This window comes from Rivularia sp. UHCC 0363 (assembly GCF_034931125.1).
Taxonomy (GTDB): Bacteria; Cyanobacteriota; Cyanobacteriia; order Cyanobacteriales; family Nostocaceae; genus Rivularia.
The window spans coordinates 1-25,584 of the sequence record NZ_JAYGHM010000074.1; the positions used below are offsets into that span (position 1 = coordinate 1).

The following is a 25,584-nucleotide window of genomic DNA, read 5'->3' on the forward strand; positions in this document are numbered from 1 at the left end:
TGCAATTTATGGAGAATTTATCTGACAGACAAGCGGCAGATGCAGTACGTGGACATATTGACTGGAAGTATATATTGAGCCTCCCTTTAACTGACCCAGGCTTTGACTATTCCATCCTTTCTGAGTTCCGTACTCGATTACTTGCTGGTGGGGCAGAGCAAAAGTTACTAGATATATTACTAACCCGGTTGAGGGAAGCAGAATTCCTCAAAACTCATCGCCGACAGCGTACAGATTCAACCCACGTTTTAGGTGCTATCCGCGTTCTCAATCGATTGGAAACGTTAGGGGAAGGAATGCGTTTAGCCCTAAATAGTTTGGTAGTTGCAGCACCTGACTGGTTAGCAACTTTTATTCAGCCTGATTGGTTTGACCGTTATGGTCGTCGTGTAGAAAACTATCGTTTACCAAAGCTTGACTCTGAACGGGAAGCGTTGGCTAGTACTATTGGTGCGGATGGATTATGGTTGTTAAACGCAATCTACGAACCAACTGTGCCACAGCAGTTACGACAAATACCAGCAGTCGAAACCCTTCGCCAAATATGGGTACAGCAATTTTATGCGCCAGAACCAGATGTCCAAGTAAAATGGCGTACTGTTAAAGATATGCCACCATCTACAATCGCTATTCATTCCCCTCATGATGTCGAAGCGCACTATAGTTCCAAGCGTAGCGTGGATTGGGTCGGTTACAAAGTACACATGACCGAGATTTGCGACGAAGATAGCCCCCGTTTTATTACTAACGTCCACACAACCTTATCTACAATTACTGACGAGCAAGCAGTGGAACCAATCCACTCTTCCCTTGAAGACTTATGTTTACTACCAGACGAGCATCTAGTTGATGCTGGGTATCCCACATCGGAAAATTTAGTAAGTAGTAAAACTCAGTATAATATTGAAATTATTGGTCCGGTGCGTTCAGATCCCAGTTGGCAAACAAAAGCTCAACAAGGATTTGATAGCTCTAACTTTAAAATAGACTGGGATAACGAAAAAGTTACCTGCCCCCAAGGATACCAAAGTACTAAATGGTTACTAGGGCAAGACGCTAGTGGCAACCCTGCTATTCGTGTGAGGTTTAGTGGTGTAACATGCAGAACTTGTCCAGTTCGTTCATTTTGCACTAAGTCCAAAACCGAACCACGAGAGTTGACTTTTCTTCCGCAAGTGCAACATATAGCACTCCAAACTCGGCGACAAACCCAACAAACACCTGAGTGGAAAGCTACTTATAACCAACGTGCAGGCATTGAATCAACACATTCACTTATGTTTACGACGTTCAGGGCTACGTCAATCTCGCTACATCGGTTTAAAGAAAACTCACATGATGCAGGTTTTCATTGCTTGTGCGCTTAATTTAGTACGGTTAGATGCTTGGCTGGGAGAGATACCTCTTGCTCAGACTCGCTCGTCTCGCTTCAAACAATTGCAACTGCAAGGTGCTTGAAAATAAGTCAAAACAATCATACCATGTAATACACGGTTGAAAGTTCCTTAAAAGGTTTTATTCATACCGTGTATTACATGGCAAGCATATTCTATGAAAAAGATGAAAAGAGATATTCAGGGTAAATTTGCAATTAAAAGCTCAGAATATCGTGAAGTGCGTTCTTTACGATTAACAGATGATACCTGGAAGGCATTAGGTATCGCCTCCGAATGCTTGGGAGCAACTAGGGCTGACTATTTAGAGGAAATAGTTAGAAATAATCTTCTCCCGTGTATTACATGGGAGAAGTCAAATATTTCCACCTCTAACGCACAGAGTTTTACCAAACCATTGCCAAGTATTACATGGTATGAGGAGATAGAGAGGCTCCGAGCCGAGGTGCAAAATATTGAATCGTATAATTCTGCACTTAAGGAACGGTCTGCTATCAACTTTGTACATGACATCGTAGATTTTGAGGCAATACGCGATCGCATTTTATTTGAATTGAAATTGGGACGGCAAGCTTCAGGTTACAAAGCTGCACAGAAAGCACTCAATCGATTTATTCGAGAAATAAAACTTATGGTTGACAGTTTCAGTTAATTGGAAGCATAAGAAACGCCAAAGCGGCAATGTTATGGTTCCAACGATATGCTTTTTAATGTGAAGAAATATTTCGCCAACAGTGTCTTCGCTATATTCACCCCTAATTGGAAATATGGTTTTTCTACTTTGGTTTTATGTATGGCGATCGCCCTTCCCCAATTTTCTGGATGGGTTGAGTCCCAACTCCCTCTCTCTTCATACTTATTTTTTGGCGAAGGTATTGTACAAGATGAAATGCTAATGCCTGTTTGGCGACAGCTACGGGATGCTTATCGTACAATACCGAAAAATTTGCCGTTGTCGCTTAGTTTAATTAGCTTTTCTGCTCGCATCGCATTTTTTCTTATCAAACTGCATAAGTTGACTGCACTCTCACCCATATAATTAATGGTGCTTGATGCTCGCATCTGGTACCAACAAATTTTCTATAGCAATAGGAGCGTAAATTATGAGTAAAGGTAATTTTGAGGAATTTCTAGAAGCTTTGGGTGCTTTTGAATCAGGAAAACCATCAGGAGACCCACAACAATACGAAGCAGTAAATGATTTTACAGGTGCAACGGGTAAATACCAATTTACACAGATATTAATGCAAGACCTAGACTATTATCAAAATGATACTAATTTGTCTGATAATGTCTGGGATGGGGAGTTTTTAGGAAAAAATGGCATTACGAGTTTAGAATCATGGAAGAATAATCCAGCCGTCCAGGAAACTGGGATTCGTGAATCTTTTTTTACTAACTATGGTTATGTAAATGCTGTTCTCAATGACAGAAATATTCCTAATCTGGATACAACTTTTTTATCCAACAATCAAGATCCTAAGACAGTTAAGTTTTATAAATTAAACAGCGATCGCACTGACTTTGAACGGGATGCAAATGGAGAACCAGTATTAAATCAAGACCCTAACCTCACACAAGTAAATCTTTCTTTGTCTGGAATTATTGCCGGAGCGCATCTTCGTGGAGGTTTTGGTGTAGGAGAAGTTATCTCGCAGTTAGATCAAAAAAATGTTGTTGACTTTACAGATGTTACGACATTTGATATTGATTACTACAAAAACTTTCTCTACGATGAAATAAACACTTCTATCTTCAAATACATTAATGATTTTGGCGATTACGATGCCCAAAATTCTAATTTTACGCTTCCTGGCTATGGAAATGCTCAAGATTATATACTTTACGGCACGTTGAATCCAAATTCTATCGATGGTGGTAATGGTAATGACCAGATTTATGGTCTTCAAGGAAATGATTCTTTAACTGGTCTTAACGGTAACGACTCGCTTTACGGTGGAGGTGGTAGCGATCAACTGATTGGTGGTGATGGTAAAGATGTACTTGATGGTTGGTACAAGTCTTTTGAAGCCGGTCAAATTGACGAACTAACGGGTGGGAAAGGGCGCGATACTTTTGTCTTGGGAAATGAAACCGATGGAGTGTATTATTTAGGAGATGGAAACGCTGTAATTAAAGATTTCAGATTATTGGAAGGCGATCGGTTGCAGTTGACTGGAAATATAAAAGACTACTCAATATCATTGAGTTCTGCGGATAGGTCATTAGAGCTTAGTTATAAAAACGATTTGATTGCAGAAATTTATTTGGGGGGGATATCTAATATGTCTCAAAATTCATCGCTCAATAACGCTTCTCTAAATAGTACGTCTCAAAATAACGTCTCCGTCATGGATTTAACTTAATTTATCGGATTTTAAAATATGCTATCAAAGCAGACTTACTATTGTTTGTCAGTATTAGGAATGCTTATTCTATGGGGAGTGTTAACTCAGGAAACAAATTTTGCCTTAGCTGATATTGTTCCTGACAATACTCTTCCCATTCCATCCCAGACTGATACCCAAAACAACATCACAACTATTTCTGGTGGAACCCAAGCGGGAACCAATCTATTCCACAGTTTCAAAGATTTTTCCATCCCTACTGGTTCGGAGGCTTTATTCAATAATGCTGTTGATATTCAAAATATTCTGACACGAATCACAGGTAATTCCGTTTCTAATATTGACGGTTTACTTAAAGCTAACGGAACGGCAAACCTATTTTTGATTAATCCTAATGGAATTGTATTTGGATCGAATGCTCAATTAGAAATAGGCGGTTCTTTTTTTGCCACATCTGCCGATAGTATGAGATTTGCGGATGATAGTACCTTTAGTACAAAAAATCCTGATACTAAACCTTTGCTGACAGTCAATCTACCCATGGGTTTACAGTATGGCAATGCTGGAGATATTCAAGTACAAGGTTCTAATCTACAGGTAAATTCTGGAAAAACTTTAGCCCTTGTAGGTGGCAATGTCATAACGGACAAAGGACAGTTAATTGCCCAAAGTGGTCGAATTGAGTTGGGGGGATTGAAGCAAGAGGGAACAATAACCCTTAATACTGAAGGCAGTGGCAATGGTTTTAGTTTGGATTATCCTGGGGGAATACAGCGGGGTGATTTGTCTATTACTAGTACGGTAGCAAGAGTTTCTGGCGATGGAGGTGGTAGTATTTCGGTGAATGCGAGAAACTTAAATCTTGCCAAAGTAGGAGTGCTTGTTGGAGGTTTTGAGGAAGGTTTGGGAGGAGTTGACGCAGTTGCTGGTGATATTAATGTTAATGCTACAGATAATATTACCCTTAGTGAAGGAAGCGTAATTGCTACTGTGGTTAACTCGGAAGCAACGGGTAATGCTGGTAATATTAACGTTCAAGCTGGCTCGTTGAATTTACTTAGTGGTTCGCAGCTATTTAGTAGCACTGCCGGACGGGGAAATGCCGGAAACATAAATGTTAATGTCCGCGATCAAGTAGTCTTTGATTCTGCTGGCAATGCTGCAAGTACCAGTGGGATTATTAGCAGCGTTGATACAACAGGTGTAGGGAACGGAGGTAACGTTACTCTTGATGCACTTTCATTAACTGTCAACAATGGAGCGCAACTGAATCTTCTAACTAATGGAAATGGAAATGCAGGTAAATTAACTGTTAATGCTCACGATACATTCATTATTGATGGTTCAAATGTTGGTGCTAGCGGTATTCTAACTTCAGTAGGTGAAACCGGAATAGGTCAAGGAGGGGACATCGATATTACCACTGGTTCCTTATTGGTGACAAATGGCGCACAACTCAACGCTCTGAGCAAAAATCAAGGTTCGGCAGGAAATGTCAATATTAACGCTCGCGATCGCGTTTTGCTTTCCGGAGAAAATCGGGATAATGGTGCAGCTAGTGCAGTATTTACAACTATCGATGCAACAGGGGAGGGTAGAGGAGGTAAAATCAGTATTTTAACTGATTCGCTCAGTATAACGAAGGGAGCAGGGCTATATACTCTTACAAATGGTAAAGGTTCAGCCGGTGATATTTTTATAGAAGCAGCCAGGGATATTCTAATAGATGGGGTAAATAGTCAAGGGGGAGTCAGTGGAATGTACACCTCGGTGACTCCCACAGCCGTAGGTAATGCAGGTCAAATTAATATATCAACTGGTTCCCTAGCAATCACAAATGGTGCTGCACTGAATACTTTAACTAAAGGGGAAGGTTCTGCTGGAAATGTATTTATCAAGGCTCGCGATACGATTTCTTTCGATGGCATAAATGAAAATGGAGGAGCAAGTGGAATTTTTACCACTGTAGACGAGAACGCCGTAGGTAACGGGGGTGATATAAATATTGAAACAAGGTCTTTATCAGTTACCGGAGGTGCCGGATTATTTACCCTGACTAAAAGCCAAGGGAATGGTGGTAATGTCAACATCAATAGCGATACGGTTTCTTTTGATGGCACAAATCAAAACAGTGGTAGCAGCGGCATATTTAGTTCGGTGGATAGAACCGAAAATAGTGTAGGTATAGGCCAAGGTGGTAATATCACCATCAATACCAATTCCTTTGCACTCTCTAGGGGAGCGGGATTATTTGCTCTAACGAGAGGAGAAGGTGATGCAGGTAATATCACTATTAACGCACGGGAGCAAACTTTTTTGGATGGGGTTAATAGCTTAACTGGAGGTGCTAGTGGCATCTATAGTACTGTAGAACCACAAGCTGTAGGTGATGGTAAGGAGGTGAGGATTATCACTAAAAAACTCTCTGTAACAAACGGTGCTACATTATCTAGTACAAGTGCAGGTAGTGGTGCAGCAGGTAACATCACAATTGATGCAAACTCCATGGGTTTAAATAACGGAACTCTCAGTGCGGATACCGTTGAAGAAGAAGGTAATATAAATTTACGCGGTACAGATTTGATATTGCGTAATGGCAGCAACATCACCACTAATGCCACTGGAGAAAATGTCATTGGTGGCAATATTAATATTGACAATGACGTGCTAGCAGTTTTAGAAAATAGCCGCATTAGCGCTAACTCTATTGATTTCCGTGGCGGTCGAGTGACAATCAATACTCAGGAGATTTTCGGTACTCAACCTTGGTATCCAGAAGCTTTTAGGGGTTACATAACTGCTACGGGAGCAACCCCAGATTTAAGCGGTACGGTACAAATTAATACTCCTGATCTTGACCCCAATAACGGTTTAATTGAACTCCCAGTTAATCTTGTTGATGCTTCTAATCAAATTTCCAATGCTTGCACTCCCGGAAGTCGGGAATTTGAGAATACTTTTGTTTCAACAGGAAGGGGTGGTTTACCGATGAATCCCACCGAACCATTACAAGGAAGTAGTACTTTATCTGAGTGGGTGAAATTAAAACCACAATCGGAAACAGTAAATACAAGAATCAAGCTACAACCAGCAGCATCAACATCAAGTCACAATCAAATTAAGAAATCTTCTCCAATTGTGGAAGCTACTGGTTGGATAGTCGATGGTGATGGGAATATAGAATTTGTCGCACAAGCTAATCAAACCAATTCTAAAAGTCCTTGGCAAACTCCTGCTTCTTGTTCTGTACCTCAATAAAATGCCAATGCCCAAATTTTTGCATCCGAAGCGATTAGCTCAATTTACGATCAAAAACGTAATTTTATTTACCCTTGCTTGTTTATTAACTATTATCCCTAGCACATTCGCCAATCAACCAGATTACCAAACTATCAAAATAAGTGTAACTCAAACACAGCAACTTCTCGAACAAGGAGAAACTCTTTATCAAGCCGGACGTTTTACTGAAACAATAACTGTTCTACAACAAGCTGTCCGCATCTATCAACAAGAAAATAATAACCTCGGACAAGCCGCAGCGCTGACTAATCTCTCCTTAGTTTATCAACAAATTGGTGCGTGGAAAGAAGCCGACGAGGCTGTTGACAGTAGTTTAAAATTACTTAGCTGGAATAATTCAACTCAAAAAATAAATGTCAACCATCCCAAGTCTGATTTAGAGGAGATTCTTGCCCAAACTCTGGATATTAAAGCCAGGTTGCTGCTAACAAAGGGAAAACCCGATCTATCTGTGCAAATATCTCAGCAAGCAGAGCAAATCTGGAAGAAATTAGGCAATAATGCGAAAGTCACCCGCAATCGGATAGATCAAGCCCAAGCTCTACGAGTTTCTGGGTTTTATAGTCGTAGTTTAGATATACTAAATGAAATATCTCAACAGCTACAAACTCAACCTGACTCCCCCATCAAAGTTACAGCTTTGCGTGGGTTCGGAAATACCCAGCAACAGTTAGGCAATTTAGAAGCATCCCAGAGAATTTTACATGATTCCTTAGAAATTGCTCAACGCTTGCAAATCCCTGAAGAAATTGCTTTGACACAATTAAGCTTGGGAAATACTGCTCGGTCATTAGGTAAGATCGAAGATGCAATTAACTATTATCAAAATGCAGCTAAAGTTACATCGAACTCACTCACCTCAATTCAAGCCCAAATTAATCAACTCAGCTTGCTTGTTGAAAAAGGACAAATAACAGCAGCAAAAATATTAATACCTACAATCCAATCTCAATTAGTTAATTTACCTATCAATCAAGGGGGAATTTATGCAAGGATAAATTTTGCTCGCACTTTAACTACAGCTAAAATTGGTAATCAAAAAGAAATTGCCCAAATTTTAGCAACAAGTGTTCAACAAGCTAAAACTATCAGTGACGAACGTGCAGAATCTTATGCTTTAGGTAGTTTAGGAGCAGTTTACGAACAAAATCGTCAGTGGACTCAAGCACGGAATTTGACCCAAAAAGCGATATTTATTGCTCAGAAAAACAACGCATCAGATATAGCTTATCTTTGGGAATGGCAATTGGGACGCTTGCTCAAAGTTGAGGATAATATTGAAGCAGCAGTTGCAGCTTACGATGCATCAATTGAAACCCTTCAATCTCTCCGCACGGATTTGGCAACAGTAAACCGAGAAATACAGTTTAATTTTCGCGATCGCGTTGAACCGATTTATCGACAGTCGGTAGAACTACTTTTGCAACAAAAGGGTGAAGCAAAACCCGATTTAGATAAAGTACGTCGGCGAATTGAAGCTTTACAATTAGCAGAACTGGATAATTATTTTCGAGAAGCTTGCTTAAATAATCAATTTGTGGTGCTTGACGAAGTGGTAGATCGGAATAATCCCGATACTGCTATATTTTATCCAATTATCTTAGATAACCAGCTAGAAGTTATTCTCAAGCTTCCCAATCAAAAAAAACTCATACATAAAACAAATAGAGTTAATAGTGAAAAAGTAGAGCAAATCATTACACAAATGCGGGTTCAGATTACCCAACCCGATGGGAGTCAGCAATTTAAACTAGCTTCCCAGCAACTTTATGAATGGTTAATCAAACCAGTTGAAACCGAACTCCAAAATAGTCAAGTTAAAACCTTAATATTTATTCCCGATGGCTCATTGCGAAATATCCCAATGTCTGCATTGTCCGATGGTCAAGAATATTTAGTTCAAAAATATGCGATCGCCATTAGTCCGGGACTACAGTTATTTGAACCTAAATCTTTAACACGGCAAAAGCTCAACGCTCTTATAGGAGGACTATCAACAATACCCAAAGGTGAAAACTTTGCACCGCTTCCTAATGTCCAGCAAGAACTAGCATCGATTCAGGAATCGGGAATATCAACGGTTACACTATATAACGAAAGATTTAGAAGCAATATTTTAGAAGAAAAAATTAATGCTCAACCTTTCCAAGTCGTTCACTTTGCAACCCACGGACAGTTTAGTTCAAACCCAAACGAGACATTTATCCTAGCATCAGATAAACGTATCAAGGTAGCCGAACTGGATAAATTACTTAAAAGTAGGGGACAAAAACTAACAGAGCCAATTGAACTACTTGTTTTGAGCGCTTGTCAAACAGCAACAGGAGACAACCGTGCTGCATTAGGATTAGCAGGAGTTGCTTTACGTGCAGGTGCGCGGAGTACTTTAGCTTCTCTATGGCAAATTGGCGATGATTCCACTGCTGACTTTATTAATGGATTTTACCATGAGTTAACAACTGGGAAAAAAACCACGGCAGAAGCTTTACGAGAAGCTCAGTTGAAACTGCTCAAAAGTAACGAATACAGTCGTCCGAGGTACTGGGCTGCTTATGTACTAGTTGGTAATTGGCTTTAGAAATTTTAGATTAATTTAATTCCGGTTGAGTGAATTCACTAACGGAGCAGTAGCAATATTATCTAATTGTACGGATTTTAATAAACTTTGCCAATCTTCTCTTACAGATGTATATCCAGAAGTTTGACGTAATTGTGCCAATATATTTAAAGCGTCAAACCAGATACCTGCTTTTGCATAGATGGCTATCTTCTCTCGGGGATCGACTGCTGCTATTAATTGCTCTGTAACGGCAGAATCTAGATTGATTCTTTGAATATCTCCTTCAACATAGACTGGAAGACTTCCTGTTTGTTGCTGACAACTTACTTTAAAATACCAGCGATAGGTTTGACCTACTTCCAGAGGTTTTACTGTATTGGGGAGAGAAACACTAATAACACCAGGTTGTTGAGGAAGCGCGATCGCACTGCGATAAATATCCATTTCGTTACTATCCTGCAAGCTAAATTCAGCACTTAAGTTAGCTAAATTCTGGGTGTACGGAACGTAAAACCAAAGCGTTGGTCGCTCAGCAGTGGTTAGCCCCTCTACAACTCCAATACTTGATTTTTTGTTTTGCTTACTAACAGGAAGTTCTTCTCGAAAGGGAACTAAAGCTGTAAGTGGAGTTGAAACAGCCGGACAGTTATCTCGACTACCCATTCCAGTCCTACGTCCCGATACCGGAGTTAACCGACTGGGTGTTTTTGGTGGTACAAAAACTGGTTTTCTAGAAGTTGGTTGTTTACGGGGAGGTTTTTTGGGTGAAGTAGATCTTGGAGATGATGGTTTTTTAGTTTGAGCTATTACTGCTGATGAATATTGGGTAATGCTGCTTAAAGTCAGAAAGATAATTAAGATTAATTTCATAAGAAAATCTCGAACATTCCAAAATCTGGTAATCTAGAAGCTTGGAATATATAAAAATAATTGAGTTGAACTTATTTTCCCATTATCCGTGAATAGCTGGGAGAAAATTTGGAATACACTTTACCTTTTCTCCTTTTCCAACGGAATTAATTTCAATTATTAATTGCTTATGCGCCCTCGCCAAGACATTACGGAAATGTTCTCAAGCTTTCTAGAGCTAGAAAACGATAGATTCCGCAGATGGTTTGTTGATATCAAACTACGTCGAAGCATCCAAAATTGCTTGGACTGTTCGCCAGAAGTCCCAAAGCAAGAAAACTTTTGGGCATTATATTGGCACAAACACTGGGAATATACTAAGCATAATGGTTTGAATATATCTGAATCTAATCATCTCGCAAAAATGCACCTTTTGGCATATTTACAAGAACCATGCTATCACGTATCGCTAAAAAAGATTACTCAATTAGCAAATAGTCAATATGGTTTAGCAGATTATTTTCAAATGGCAAATACAGAAGTTGAAGTAATCCTTAAAGATTTTGACCCCAGAAAATCTTCTAGCTTAAAAGCCTATTTTATCATGGCAATTAAGAGGCGATTAAGAGATATTTTACGCCAGCGAAAAGAAGCCGACCCTTGCAGTAATTGGGCATTATTACGCAAAATTAGCAAAAAGCTGTATGTGGAAGCTCTTGAGAATGCGGGATTATCGGCAAGCGAGATCGGGCAATATCGTTTAGCCTGGATTTGTTTCAGGAAACTCTACGTCCAAAAACAACTAGGGGCTACAGAGTTGCTACCAACGCCAACTCCTCAATTATGGCAAGGGATTGCCAATCTTTACAATCATTCTCGGCATCAGCTCAATCAGCCGACTCCCGAATGCACCGCACAAATAATGGAAGATTGGTTGAATCGGTCAGTAAAATATGTGCGTAGTTATTTATTTCCATCCGTAAAATCTCTAGATACTTTAATTACTTTCAATCCAGAAAATGATGCGAGTCAAGCAATCGATTTACCAGACCCTTCCTCTGAGTCACTAATCACCGATATGATCGCAAGAGAGGCAATTCAAGATCGACAAAACCAAATATCCCAGATGTTTGGTGTATTATCAAATACTTTACAAACTTTAGATACAAAATCCCAAGAAATACTTCGGCTTTACTACCAAGAGGAACTAACTCAACAGCAGATTATGCAGCAGTTGCAAATTAGTCAACCTACAGTATCTCGTCAACTAGTCAAAGTCAGGGAATCTTTGCTACTCGCATTAGTTAAATGGAGCCAAGATTTGAATATTTCTATAAATCCCAACCAAATTAAAGATATGAGCATTGCTTTGGAAGAATGGTTGAGAAATCAGTTTGGATTCAACATGAATCCGTAATTATCATAAGGTAGTACAAATGAATTGCGACTTGTTTGCAGACCCAAAGGAATGGTTGTTAGAAATAACACCAGAAATTCAATCGCGATCGCGGCAGCAAAGCCAGGATTATAGTAATTCTAGCAGTCGCTGGTGTGCTTACATAAATCAAATCTGTCTTTATGCGTTTTTAAACTGGGTACAAACGCAATATGTTCTGCAAGCAAGTATTTGGTACAGTTCCCCTGATATTCCGGCTTTTTGGGAATTTGTCAACGGTACGGCAATATTATTAAATGAAAGACGGGTTGTTTTGATTCCCAGTGAAGCAATTGACGATGGCGAATTAGAAGTACCTCAAGAATGGGTAGATATTCCTAGTTGGACGGCAGATTTCTATTTAGCAGTGCAAGTCAAACCAGATGGGGAATGGGTAAGATTTTGGAGTTACACAACCCATCAAGAACTTAAAACCGCAGCGATTTATGACCCAGTAGATCGGACTTATTGTCTAGATGCACAACATTTAACAAAAGACCTCAACGCTTTTTGGATGGCTGATCAATTTTGTAGAGCCGAGGAGATAAAAGCTGATATCCCCGCTTTATCAGAATTATCAACTACTCAAGCCGAAAATATGCTGCAACGTTTGGGTCGGAACTCAGCAATATTTACTAGACTTGAAATGCCATTTAGCAGTTGGGGAGCGCTATTAGAAAAGGAGCAGTGGCGTAAAAAATTGTATCAACAGCGACAACAAAGTCAGCCACAATTGTCCCCATCTGTAAATCTCAGCGCTTGGCTCCAAGGTATTTACGAAACTTCTTGGCAAGCAATAGAGAATTTTAACTCAAACAGCAACAGTCTGGCTTTTAACTTTAGAAGTAGCGGTAGTTTAAATGCTGCTAAAATAAAACGAGCTAAGGTAATTGATTTGGGAGTGGAAGCACAGTCTCGAAAATTTTTGCTGTTAGTGACATTGATCTCATCCCCTAACCAAGAAGTTGGGATTCGGGTACAATTGCATCCTCTCGAAGATGAATATTTAACAGGCAATATCATATTAGTTTTGCTTTCAGAATTAGATGAAATCATTCAGGAAGTACGAGCAAAAGTTCAAGATAACTACATACAGTTAAAGCTTTTTGAAGGAGAAGTAGGAGAATGCTTTTATATCCAGGTAATTCTTGATAATTATCAAATAACAGAAAAATTTTTGATTTAACAGTTACGACGTAAGTCCCCCATCTGAATTCTGTACCCAGAATCAGTGGTGGGATATAAGGCGCGAAAGTGGCCACGGGGATACTCCATGCTGTCACATTTCGCGGTTGATAAGGATTGCATCTGATATTGATTTTTTTGCATGGCAAAAACAAATCCGCAGATGTATGACGAGTCAACATTCCTTTATTTCAAGGAGTACTCCCCGTTTCCTGTTCTCTACTCCCTATTGCCTAAATGACTAAGCGAGTAGTCTTCACCTTATTAGGAGGAGATTTAAACCAAGGATTTCCCGTTGTCACAGTCCAACTTTGGCACGACGATCGCTTTTCTAAATTTATAGGAAGCCTAAGTGCAGCGCCAGAATTAAGCAAACTCTATTACAGATGGCAGTTACTTTATGAAGCTGTCCATCAACGTTTGGGTAATCAGCAACGGATTAGAGTACGTCAGCAAGATATTACTAATATTTCTGTAACTGAATTTAATCAAGTTTGTCAACAGCTACAGGTAAATATCAATAGTTGGTTGAGATGTGAGTCATTTCAAAATATTGAACGGCAAATGCGGACTTTGTTGGGTCGAGATGATGAAATTAGAATTATTATTGAAACAAATATAGTTTTACTGCATAAATTACCCTGGCATCTGTGGGATTTTTTCGAGGATTACCCAAAAGCTGAATTAGGTTTGAGCAATCATGAGTATACGTCTCCTCAAGTATTGCGAAAATCTCCCACAGGTCAAGTCAAAATTTTGGCAATTTTAGGTAATAGAATTGGTCTTGATATTGATAAAGACCTTTCCTTATTAAAAGACGTAACGGATGCTCAAACCACATTTCTCGTAGAACCAACGAGGAAAGAAATTGACGAGCATCTATGGAATTATGATTGGGATATTCTCTATTTTGCCGGACATAGCGATAGTCTTGCAGATGGGGAAATTGGAGAAATTTGCATCAACAATACAGAAACTTTAACAATTTCTCAGTTTAAAAATGCACTGAAAACAGCAATTGCCAAGGGTTTAAATATAGCTATTTTTAATTCTTGCGATGGAATTGGTTTAGCACGAAATTTAGCCGATTTGAACATTCCCCAAATGATTGTCATGCGAACTGGGGTACCAGATTTTGTAGCACAGGAGTTTTTGAAAAACTTTCTCATTGCTTTTGCTGGTGCAAAATCAATTTACTTAGCTCTTAGAGAAGCAAGAGAGAGGCTCCAAGGATTAGAAAATCAGTTTCCTTGTGCGAGTTGGTTGCCAGTTATCTACCAAAATCCTACAACTATTCCTACTACCTGGCAAGAATTACGGGACAATTTTAACGATACAAAAATTGTCAGTGAAGCTCCAATGCAGCGTAAAACATTGCGACATGCCGCTTTGCTCACGCTTCGCGTATCGCAATCTAAGTTTTTAACTGCGTTCCTAAGCATCACGATTGTGGCTCTTTCAACCATAGGTCTTAGATATTTAGGAGTTTTTGAGGAAAACGAATTAAAAACTTTTGACCAAATGCTGCGATCGCGACCCAAGGAAGAATTAGACCCAGAGGTTGTCGTTGTTGAAGTGACTGAAAAGGATATTCAATCTCGACAAGAGATGACCCGAGGTCCCAAATCAATTTCCGATCGGACGCTTGTCACATTACTTAATAAATTACAAAGATATCAGCCGCGAGTGATTGGATTAGATATTTACCAAGACCTGATAGACTACCCAAATGAGTCACATTCAACCAGACTTGCAACCGAGCTTAGTCAAAAGAATATTGTTGTTGTCTGCAAAGGTAAAGATAAAGAGTATGACCCCGAAGGTGTAAAACCTCCCGAACAAGTACCTTTAGAACGTCAGGGTTTTACTGATGCGATTGCAGACCCAGATGGTGTTGTCCGTCGTCAAATCTTGATAATGCCACAAGAAACTTCTTCTCCTTGTCAAACACCGAATTCGCTCTCGCTACAATTAGCTGCTGGCTACTTATCTTATCAAGGTATTCCTTTATCAGTTAATGATGATTATGTGCAATTCGGCTTTAAAGTATTTCAACGTTTAAAACCCGGTCGTAGTGGTGGCTATCAACAACAAGTTGATTTAGGCGGAATTCAAATACTTGTCAACTATCGTAATGTAGATTATCGTAGATTTTCCCTTGAAGATGTATTGAGCAATAAAGTTAATCCCGATTTACTCAAAGATAAAGTAGTCCTGATTGGAGTTACAGCTAACACCAAGAGCGATAATTGGTCTACTTCTTATGGTGATAAACCAGGTGTATTTATACAAGCTCAAATGGTCAGCCAAATTCTAAGTGCTGTTTTAGACAAACGTCCAATTCTGTGGGTTTTGCCGAGTTGGGGTGATATCCTCTGGATATGCGGATGGGCTGTAGTTGGAAGCACGATTGTGTGGTATGCTCCTTCGCTCTCAAATAAAGTATGCGTGATATTTGCGACAGTTTTTGTGCTGTATGGAGCTTGCGCGATCGCCCTTTTTGCTCAAGGTTTATGGATGCCATTTATACCCTCTGCTTTTGCGGTAGTAGCGGGTGGGGTTATTGTATTATTTATTCAAAACCGTCCATATTGAAGGGTTTGTATCTATGGAAGGAAATTTTAAATATACGAACTCCTGCCTAAGTACGAGATTGCGCTACTAACAGAATTGTGACAACTTTTATCAACGTCTAAAACATATAAATCAATATTTTATGGTTGTAATAAACGTTTTAAATTATACAATTCAATTGATTAAATTATAGTATTACAGAACATTAATAATTATAATACGAAGATAATCATAATTATTAATTATTAATTATTGCTATTTAATCGCATGATATCTTTTATACTCTCTGCTTGCAAGCGGATCTATGGCATATTTCATATATTTACAATAAGTAATTCATATAAATGATGTTGTCTGTAGAAAGCTAAAATTAGCCATCATCAATCTCAACTAGTGCATAAGTAAAGTAATTATGCACCTATTGTAAAGTAATACAAGTAGCTCAGATCATAAATCCTAAAACTTACAGAAAAAGAGATTTGTAAAGCTAGAATTTTTTAGACATGATGCACTTGTAACCCTTGTGAGAAGCTTTCGAGATTATTAATGTGATGGAAAAACTAGCAAGCAAACGAAACCGGGGTGTAATTCTGACTTTTAAAGGCTGGAACAAGTTAAAATCTGCAATTAAAGCCGAATCGGAAGATGATGAATACAATAGCTTCACTTTGGAAGAACTTAGCTCACGCACTTTCTTGTCTCCGCACACTATTTCCAAGATACAGGGGCGATCGGAAAGTGTAGATAAAAGTTCGCTACAGTCTGCATTTGCTGCTTTTCACTTGGAATTGTGTGAATGTGACTATACCAAACCTCAACGCCAAAAGGACGATTGGTCAGCCAGACGTGCTTCTCTTGACGAGTATGACTGGGGAGAAGCTCCGGATACATCTGTCTTTTACGGTCGCTCGATGGAAATATTGCAATTACAACACTGGCTGTTAGAGGAACAGTGCCGTTTGGTAACATTGTTAGGAATTGGCGGTATTGGGAAAAGTACGTTGGCTGCTAAGTTGGGAATGCAAATCCAAGGTGAATTTGACGTAGTGGTATGGCGAAGCTTGCAAAATGCACCACCTATAGAAGAGAATTTGATCGGCATACTACAATTTTTTCTCCGAGCATTGCGAAAAGATATAGTAATACCCGAAAGTTTTGATGGAAAACTATCTAAGCTGAAGGAATGTTTGAGAAATAACCGCTGTCTATTGATTTTAGACAATATAGAGACAATTTTATGCAGTAAGGGTCAGGTAGGGCAATATCTTCCTGGTTACGAGGGTTATGGTCAGTTAATCAAATTTTTTGCGGAAATTCCTCACCAGAGTTGTCTGCTGCTGACTTCTAGAGAAAAACCAAGAGATATAGTACCTTTAGAAGGAGAGAAAGCAAAAGTTAAATGTTTGTATATGGAGGGATTAAATCTTACTGAAGGACGCAAGCTATTCGATCAAAAAGGACAATTCACTGGTACAGAACAAGAATGGCTTGTACTCATTAAGCATTATGGGGGTAATCCTTTAGCGCTGAAGATGGTAGCAGCGGCAACAAGCAAACTTTTTAACGGTAGAATTGCTTCAGTTTTGGATTATTTAAAACAAGGAGCATTCACTTTTAAAGGGATGCGTGACTTGTTAGAATGCCAGTTCCAACGTTTATCGGTGCAAGAGAAAGAACTCATGTACTGGATAGCAATTAATCGAGAACCAGTATCCATTGCTAATTTAGATGCTGATTTAGTTGGACTTTCTGCTAAGCGTCAGTTACCAGAAACAATTTATACTCTGTTGCAAAGGTCATTGATTGAAAAGAATGGCGAACATTTTTTTCTGCAACCTGTGGTGATGGAATATGCTACGGAGCGATTCGTCGAACAGATATATCAAGAACTTGGCGAATCTAACCTATCTCACCTAGACATACCTTATATCCAAACCTATAGCTTAATTAAGGCAACAGCGAAAGACTATATCCGAGATGCACAAAAGCAACTAATTGTCCAACCTCTAATGGAGCAATTGTTAACTAGTTTGGGCAGTAAAAAAAAGCTTGAGTTTTTGTTGCAGAATCTATTACAGCAACAAAGGCATCAAGGCGCAATCGTATCAGGTTATGCGGCAGGCAATGCGATTAATTTACTCGCATATCTAAAAGTAGATTTACGAGGGTATGACTTTTCAAATTTAACAATTAAGCAAGCCCACTTACAGAATGTAAATTTAGCTAGGACTAATTTTCAAGGTAGCGCTTTTGATAAATCTGTATTTGCGAAAACCTTTAGTAGCGTTTTTGAACTAGCATTGAGTCGAGATGGAAAACTTTTGGCTACATCTCATGCGGATCGGAAAATTCGCGTCTGGCAACTTACAGATGGAAAAAATTTACTGACATTAAAGGTACATGAGGGTTGGGCTTGGGCATTAGCTTTTAGTCCAGATGGAAAAACTCTAGCAACCGGGGGTCATGATAATTTAGTTAAATTGTGGGATGTGCAAACGGGTAAGTGTCTGCAAACATTTGATAAACATACGGCTCCGATTTGGTCTGTTAGTTTTAGTCCGGATGGTCAAACTTTAGTTAGTGGTAGTAGCGATACTTCAATTCGATTGTGGGATGTTCATAGCGGTGAGTGCTTAAAAGTATTCCAAGGTCACACTAAATGGGTTATGTTAGTTTACTTTAGTGCGGATGGTTCAACATTAGTCAGTGGTAGCCAAGATGCGGAGGTTTGTTTATGGAATATCGCCACAGATACTTGTATTAAAACGATACCAGATAACCAAGGTATGGTATTTGCGGCTCAGTTGATTCTGAGGGAAAAAATTCTTTCTGTTATTGGGAGTAATGAGCATACTTTAAGATTATGGGATATCGGGAAAAATCCTTATATTCAGAAATTACACGGTCTTAAAGATGTGATGTTTTCGTCTCGCTTTAGTCCAGATGGACGTATTGTCGCCACAGCTAGTTGCGAGCGCGATATCCGGTTGTGGGATCTAGAGCAAGGAATTTGTATTAAAATTCTTCAAGGTCATACGAGTGAAATTAATGGAATTGCTTTTACTCCAGATGGAAAGACGCTTATTAGTGGCTCTATGGATTCGAGCGTGCGTTTTTGGAATATTAGTAAAGGTGTTTGCGTGAGAGCTTTGTATGGACACACGATAAAAACGCAATCCCTTGGCTTTGTTCCCAATGTGCAAGTATTAGCGACGGGTGGTTGGGACGGTTCGATTCGGCTGTGGGATGTTGAATCTAAATGCTGTAGAAAAATTTTACTGGGTCATACAGATTTGGTGTGGTCAATTGACTTTAGCCCTGATGGGAAGTTATTAGCAAGTGGGAGCGATGACAAGACAATTAAGCTGTGGAATATAGATACAGGTGATTGTATAACGACTTTGCAAGGAGACATCAAAATCAAATCCGTTAGTTTGAGTCCAGATGGAAAAACCTTGGTTAGCGTTGGTGAAGGAAATAATATTGAACTGTGGAATATCCACAAACGTAAACCTATAAAAACTTTAGTTAGTCACACCAATCGGATTTGGACAGCGAGTTTTAGTCCTGTGAGTGCAACTTTTCCTAGTGAAAGTCGATATATTCTAGCTACAGGTGGTTGGGACTATTTGATTAAGTTATGGGATGTTGACAATAATGACTGTATAAAAAAAATATCAGGTCACGCAGACTGCATTATCTCATTAGCTTGGAGTCCAGATGGTAAGATTCTGGCTAGTGGTAGTTTAGATAACTCTATTAGACTATGGGATATGAGTAATTTTACTTGTTTAAAAGTTTTAGAAGGACATACTAGTGGTATATGGTCAGTTAATTTTAGTCCTGATGGTTGCCTTCTGGCATCGGCCAGTGAAGATCAAACAGTGCGGCTATGGGATATGAATGACTTTGCCTGTGTAAAAGTGTTGGATACTCATAGTAATGGAGTCTGTTCTGTTGACTTTAATTCTAACGGTAATCTTCTGGCTAATACCAGTCACGATAATATTATTCAACTTTGGGATACAAAGACTTGGCAGTGCTTTCAAAGTTTGAAAATTGACCGGCTTTATGAAGGCATGAATATTACTGGTGTGAGTGGTTTAACCCAAGCCCAGAAAGAAGTTTTGTTGGGTTTGGGGGCTATTGACCGAAAATAAAAAGACAATTAGTTAATCTGCATTAAGGGTAGAAGTAGAACTAAAAGGCACAACTATAATATTAGGAGTAGGTGGTTTTTCATTAACATTAACACTAATATCAAAAAACTGCTCTTTGGGCGGCTCACCAGATTTATCAGTTACCCTGATTCCAATTTTACTAAGATTTTTAGCAACAATAATTTCCCGCTTTCCTGATAGGGGAAGTGGAATCCCATTAGGAATTTTTTCAATTTTAACATCTTTTTCATCACCTTTGACCTCCCACTCAAACGTAACATTTTCTCCCTCATTCAAAGTGTAATTTGTTTTTTCTGTTATATTACGACCATTCAGCTTCAAAGATTTAATCTGAGATGGTTGAGCTACGACTTCAATTTTTGATGATTTTTGAACACTTGGGTTATCTGGATTGCTATTAGAATAAGCTTTCACTTCATAAACAAAAGTTCCGATGTTTCTTGCTATGAATTCATCAAATGTACATTTGCCCTGTCGATCGCATATATTTTGTTTTTCTATTTGTGCTTTGGTAAAAATCTTGCTACCTCCTTGTGATACACCTCGATCGTTTTCAACTACAATTTCTATTTTTTCAAGATTCTGTGGATTTTTAATTGACCAATTTAAAGGAATTTTGTCTCCTCTTTTAAAATTACCTTTTATAGTATTTATGTTACCAACTTCAGCAACTATTGGTGGGCTTATTGTGACATTCGTAGTTGCAGCTACAGTATTTTTTCGATCGTCCCAAAATATATTCGTCCGACGATATGAAGCCTCTATTTTAAAGGTATACTCACCTGGATCTCTCTGCCCAGTTTTATAATTTGTGCAAATTACGACTTGACGGTTTTTCTTACAAACAGGTTCTAGATCGTTTTGGTCAGCATCTCGGGGAAAGAATTCCCTAGAAAACAACTTATTTTCAAAATCTTGTTGATTAAGTATTAATGGTTCCTCAGATGGTGGATTTTGTTGTATAAGCCTAAAATCTGCCATTCGATTATAATTATAAATTTTCCAATTTAAAAGTACTTGGTCTTTAGATTCAGCAGATATTTTGAAATTTGTAGGTTCAAACTTTTCTATTCTTACAGGATCGGGATATAAATATTTCCAGATCAGAAATCCCAAAAGCGCGACTAATCCAAATCCTGCTAAGATTAAGAGGAAAATTTGCCAAATAGGACGCGATTTCCATTCTAAAACGCCTTGAGGCATTTGGGTAGTAATAGGTAAATCTTGTTTATCTTTAATATCTACTTGAAAGTTAATAGCTAAGGGTCTTCCTATCCAAGGTCTTCTCCACCAAGGTTGCGGTTTTACTGTCAAATCAGCTTCGATACTTTTACTTGGTAATAATTTGATTTCTTTTGGCTCAAGCTGATACTTAAAAAGTTTATCTTCATCTCTATGAATCAAAGCAAAAGACAGTTCTCTGACCAAATTTCCTTGATTAACCACTGTTAATTGATATTTACCGTCTTTGCGGCTAACTTTACCTAAAATAGTATTTAATTCTGCGCTAATTGTATAATCTATGGGAATGTTAATATAAACCAGATCTAACAAAATCAATTCTGGATTGTTTTCTGAATGTAAACGAATAGTAGGTGAGTAAGTACCTGCAAGGATATTAGATGGTGGATAGAATTCTAATAATATTAGACCTTCTGAAGTAGGATTTAGTTCGAGTGCGCTGACATCAAGTAATCCTGCTCCTTCTACTCCAGTTTCGGGATATGAAATTCTCAAAGAGTTCCGATCTAATTCCGGACAAGTTAAGTGAAAACGATCCACTCGAAAGGAACGATTTTCAACTTTTACTTTCACTTGTAAACGTTCTTCGGGTTTATAAACTAATGTTTTATTAGGGTTAGTAGCTGGTTGAATTGAAAAAATCGGGTCGCTTGCTCGAATTACCGTTTGTTCTTTGAGTAAAACCTTGATTTGTCCGGGAAAGCTGATTGGGGTATCTTGTGGATAATGTTCAAAGGAGTCTACAACAAAAGTATAATCATAAGTTCCCGGAAGTGCATCAATCGGAATTTCTAATTTAAATGTCACTTCATTGCTTATTTCTTCAGGTGCGAGTGTTAAACTCGCTCTTGGAGATTCAGACCAATTACTTATTTTTTGAAATATCTCATCAAAAGTAAAAGATAAATCTATAACGGCGCTTTTGTTGCCTTCATTACGTACTACGACATGGATTTCAACAGTTTCTCCAGGTCTACCATATTGAATTCCAGGTGGATCTATTATTACAAATAATGGGTTTATTTTAGTTTGCATAATACAATTCTCTCTATTTTTTCTAATCAATTTTATGTAGCCTTACCTGATGATCTTGGCTACCACTAATCACAAATCCTTTACCTGTATCTTCATGACTTTTTAAATCAATGCTGTTGATTTGTTCTTTACTTATAGGTTTTATCGTTTTACCTTTTGGAAAATCAGATTTGCTTCTGTCAAGCTCAAAATTGGACTTTAAATACCAAACAAGTACCCGCCCATTGTCTCCACCACTGACTAAATACTTTCTATCCTCACTAAATTTTAAACTATTTATAGGAGTAAATGGTTTCACTTCCCATTTTTCTAAATACTTACAATCTACATCTTGATAATATTTTTGCTCGCTATTGTCAAGGAGTTTGCATTCATCTAAATTCCAAATTGCAATGTACCCTTCGGTATCGGAAGTTGCAAGTATATTCTTATATCTTGAATTACCAGAAGCAGCAAAATCTAACCCCGTAATCCTTGTCTTCTGTCCTGATGCACCACCAATATTTTTATTAGTCAATTTTTGTAATGAAAAATCTGTAAAATCTTCTAGTGAGTTATTAGATAACAATTTATCTACGGGTAATTTAAAAAAAAGCCTGAATCTACCAGCAACAATCAGGTACTTTCCGTCGCGACTTACATCTAAAGCGTATATTTCAAAACTACTTAATCCTAATTTTTTTTCCAGCCTGCTTCGTAAATCTAAAACTTTTGGTTTTTTCTGCCACGACCCATTAGCTTTTTCTCTCGACCATATTCGCAATTTACCACTACCATAGCCAGCAAATAGATGAATTGAATCGGAAGTGGAAGTGAAGGTTAAGTCAAAAACCTTATCGTCAACAGCGTCGAGATCTTGAAATTTTGGTCTATTCTTAGGAGCTAAAGAATTTATGAATTTGATTGTACCGTTATCTAAGCCAACTGCAACAATTTTTTCGTTGGGAGGAACTAATCGTACTACATTAACCCCGGATTTATCCTTAGCAAATAAACCTTTCGTTCTGTGACGTTTGTTGCAAATTTCCTCATACTTCTTAGCTGATTCTAGAGCTATTGTTTTTGGTTCTAATTTCCGGTTATCAATTTTCCACAATCTCAGGGTGCAATCATCCGAACCACTTACAGCTAATTCACCTGAACCATATATTTGAACTGAATTAACAGCGCTCAGATGGTGTGGTATTTCTTTAGGCCACAACAATGCAAGTAATAGTGCTAGTAAGGCGAGCAACAATTGCAACCATAAAGGTATAATCGGCAAAACCTTTAGTTCTAAAGTTTGAGTTGCTGGGTCGGTGCTACCCAAACGTTGGTCGTATAATTCTGGTCTTGCTTCGAGAAGTAAAGTTTTGCCGATGCCAAGCCAAGGAGGTTTTGTGGTAACTCCTAAATCGATTTTGGCTGTTTTTGCGAGTTCCAGGTTAATTGTTTCTGGTTGCTTTTTGAAGATACATTTTCGCGAATCCCGGCCTTGAACTTGCAAGCTAATTTCTTGACTTAGGTTGCTAGCATTTTTGAATAACAACTCATAATTTACGGTTTTAGATTTCCAATCGGGTAGCCGCAACCATGTTTTTCCTTTAGGAAGTGTTTTGCGGTTTTGTGGAGTATTAAACTTGATGAAACCTACGGGCAATACTTCCAAATTACCTTCGCCACTAGCTGGGAAACTATTATGACTTGTGGCTTCAATTTTAAAAGGATAAATATCGCTAGGAGCTTGGGCTACAGATGGAGGTTGACATGGAAAAGCTAGTTCCTTATAAGAGCCTGCATTTATTGATAGTCGTCTTTGCTGGCTGCCAACTAACCAAGAAGGATCTATACCAGCAAAATTTAACGTTATATTTGCTGGTTGTTGTCCCATATTTCGCAATTTAATTTTTATGTCTACAGTATTACCTGGATATACTTGATAATCTCTTACGGGCAATTCTATACTTAATAAATTCGGTTTCTGATCTCGTTCTATTTGCAAACGCAGCGATAACCTACGTTCTTCTCCTAGTTGAGGCGAAAATACTTTGATTATTAAATTAATAGTACCGACAAATCCCGGAATAGGCGTGTCAAAAATAAATACTTGAAAGTGAGTAGTGCTACCATGAGGTTGAGCAGCAGCAATCTCCGGTTCAAGTCTATACCATCGATAGTCGGAATCCCCTTTTTCCCCGGCAGCTTCAATCTCCAACTGAAAATTAGCAAAGCGATCGCTGTCATTATTGACGCTTACTTCAAAAGAGACTGGGGGTTTATTAGGTTTAAAAGTTAAGCTTTTAGTGGAAAGCTTAGCACTTATATTATTTTTCATATTATTTTTAATTAATGAATTTGGTTTACTCAAAGGCATTTACTGAGGCATTGCTGAATTAAAATTTAAATATGAATTTAATTTTTTATATTTAATAGAATGCTCTTTTAATCCCCTAACTGGATCGAAAAAGTATTATTTTGAAGGCAATTATTGCTTTTATCCCCTTGTTCCCTTAAAAAAGGGGTTAAATTCCTCTTAATTTAGCGAGGGATAGGAGGAATTGAAAGTTTTTGAGTTTTAGTTGTAAGTTTTATTTAAATCAGCAATGCCTTTATAAGACCTATTACGCAATTGAATTTTAGTTTAGACTCCTGCAAGTATAATATTTTACTATCCATGATGATATAAATGCCAAGTAGAGCCTTTAAATTATAGTTACCAGGAAACAATACTGGTAGCTAAAAACAACATTAAGAAGGCTCTTGTTAAAAATGCTGTATTAAGGTCAGTTTAAATAGGTGTCATTGCAACCAAAGGGAAGCTATATCACAGGGGGAGCAATTTTGCTATTGCCTCCCTACGGCAATGGCTATAAGGGAGCAACGACATCCGCTAACTTCTCAAGAGTCTTTCATGTTTTTTAAATAGTGGATGACTGCTTGTGCTGTTGGCAAATTATTTGCCAATAATATTTCGCGGATATTACACGTTCGCAACAGTGCTTCTTCGCTTGCTTGCCCGGATTGAGGAACAATCAAGTCTCTCAGAAAAATGACTGCAATAATTTTATCTGAGTTGATCCCTGAATTAATTGCTTGATATCCTCCTGATGTCGCTGGAGGGATATCTTCTGTGATATTTAAACCTGTCTCGCGGCACAAGTAATCTTTATAAGTTTGCCATGTTACTGTTTGACAATACGATAAAAATTCTTCATGCTCGGCAATTAATTCTTTCAGTTGGAATTTTTTTGTTTCATGAGAAATAAGTACTATTCGTTTTTCCTCAAGAATTTTAGCAATCTTAATCGTTGATTCTTCTTCTTGTTCGCTTTCTTCGTCAATTTCTTCTGAATCTTGAGCAACATCAGATGTTGGAATGGAAGCTATTTGAGATACTAATTCTTCTTCCATATCTGGTATTCCAATATCAATATTTTCATTACTTGTAACTTCTATCATTTCGTTTTGTGCTTCAGATTCGGAATCTTCTTGCTCAGTCGAT

At 38.3% G+C, this 25,584-nt stretch carries 13 protein-coding genes and 1 pseudogene; 10 read left to right on the forward strand and 4 right to left on the reverse strand.

What is annotated here, in order from left to right; translation table 11 throughout:
- From VB797_RS29105 to VB797_RS29135, 6 genes and pseudogenes are all read left to right on the forward strand, one after another.
- Positions 1-1,458, forward strand: a pseudogene (locus VB797_RS29105) (IS1182 family transposase); the annotation flags it as partial.
- 102 nt (positions 1,459-1,560) lie between these two features.
- Positions 1,561-2,046 (forward strand): hypothetical protein, encoded by a 486-nt coding sequence (locus VB797_RS29115; protein ID WP_323241284.1) that lies wholly within the window; start codon positions 1,561-1,563, stop codon positions 2,044-2,046.
- Positions 2,047-2,106: 60 nt separating this feature from the next.
- Complete coding sequence (locus tag VB797_RS29120; protein ID WP_323241257.1) at positions 2,107-2,433, forward strand: hypothetical protein; 327 nt, start codon at positions 2,107-2,109, stop codon at positions 2,431-2,433.
- A 64-nt stretch (positions 2,434-2,497) separates the two neighbouring features.
- Positions 2,498-3,760, forward strand: coding sequence for a hypothetical protein (locus VB797_RS29125; protein WP_323241259.1), 1,263 nt, complete (start codon positions 2,498-2,500; stop codon positions 3,758-3,760).
- Between the two features lie 18 nt (positions 3,761-3,778).
- Positions 3,779-7,000, forward strand: coding sequence for an S-layer family protein (locus VB797_RS29130; protein WP_323241260.1), 3,222 nt, complete (start codon positions 3,779-3,781; stop codon positions 6,998-7,000).
- A gap of 7 nt (positions 7,001-7,007) precedes the next feature.
- On the forward strand, positions 7,008-9,620 hold the full coding sequence (locus VB797_RS29135) for a CHAT domain-containing protein (protein ID WP_323241261.1): 2,613 nt from the start codon (positions 7,008-7,010) through the stop codon (positions 9,618-9,620).
- A 15-nt stretch (positions 9,621-9,635) separates the two neighbouring features.
- Here the strand turns inward: VB797_RS29135 and VB797_RS29140 are convergent, their stop codons facing one another.
- Complete coding sequence (locus tag VB797_RS29140) at positions 9,636-10,472, reverse strand: DUF928 domain-containing protein (RefSeq protein WP_323241262.1); 837 nt, start codon at positions 10,470-10,472, stop codon at positions 9,636-9,638.
- A gap of 169 nt (positions 10,473-10,641) precedes the next feature.
- On the opposite strand from VB797_RS29140, the gene VB797_RS29145 reads away from it, so the two are divergent.
- From VB797_RS29145 to VB797_RS29160, 4 genes are all read left to right on the forward strand, one after another.
- The gene (locus VB797_RS29145) at positions 10,642-11,868 is read left to right on the forward strand and encodes a sigma-70 family RNA polymerase sigma factor (protein WP_323241263.1); all 1,227 of its coding nucleotides are present in this window, start codon (positions 10,642-10,644) and stop codon (positions 11,866-11,868) included.
- A 19-nt stretch (positions 11,869-11,887) separates the two neighbouring features.
- A complete protein-coding gene (locus VB797_RS29150; protein WP_323241264.1) occupies positions 11,888-13,072 on the forward strand; it encodes a DUF1822 family protein in 1,185 nt (394 codons plus the stop codon).
- Between the two features lie 236 nt (positions 13,073-13,308).
- Positions 13,309-15,666, forward strand: a complete 2,358-nt coding sequence (locus VB797_RS29155) for a CHASE2 domain-containing protein (RefSeq protein ID WP_323241265.1) — start codon at positions 13,309-13,311, stop codon at positions 15,664-15,666.
- Positions 15,667-16,196: 530 nt separating this feature from the next.
- A complete protein-coding gene (locus VB797_RS29160) occupies positions 16,197-19,805 on the forward strand; it encodes an NB-ARC domain-containing protein (protein WP_323241266.1) in 3,609 nt (1,202 codons plus the stop codon).
- A gap of 12 nt (positions 19,806-19,817) precedes the next feature.
- Here VB797_RS29160 and VB797_RS29165 read toward each other — a convergent pair whose 3' ends face one another.
- The 3 genes from VB797_RS29165 to VB797_RS29175 form a co-directional block, all read right to left on the reverse strand.
- Positions 19,818-22,103: a hypothetical protein gene (locus tag VB797_RS29165; protein ID WP_323241267.1), complete on the reverse strand. Its 2,286-nt coding sequence runs from the start codon at positions 22,101-22,103 to the stop codon at positions 19,818-19,820.
- A gap of 22 nt (positions 22,104-22,125) precedes the next feature.
- Complete coding sequence (locus tag VB797_RS29170; RefSeq protein ID WP_323241268.1) at positions 22,126-24,417, reverse strand: hypothetical protein; 2,292 nt, start codon at positions 24,415-24,417, stop codon at positions 22,126-22,128.
- A 563-nt stretch (positions 24,418-24,980) separates the two neighbouring features.
- On the reverse strand, positions 24,981-25,584 hold a 604-nt coding region (locus VB797_RS29175), incomplete at its 5' end, for a hypothetical protein (RefSeq protein ID WP_323241269.1).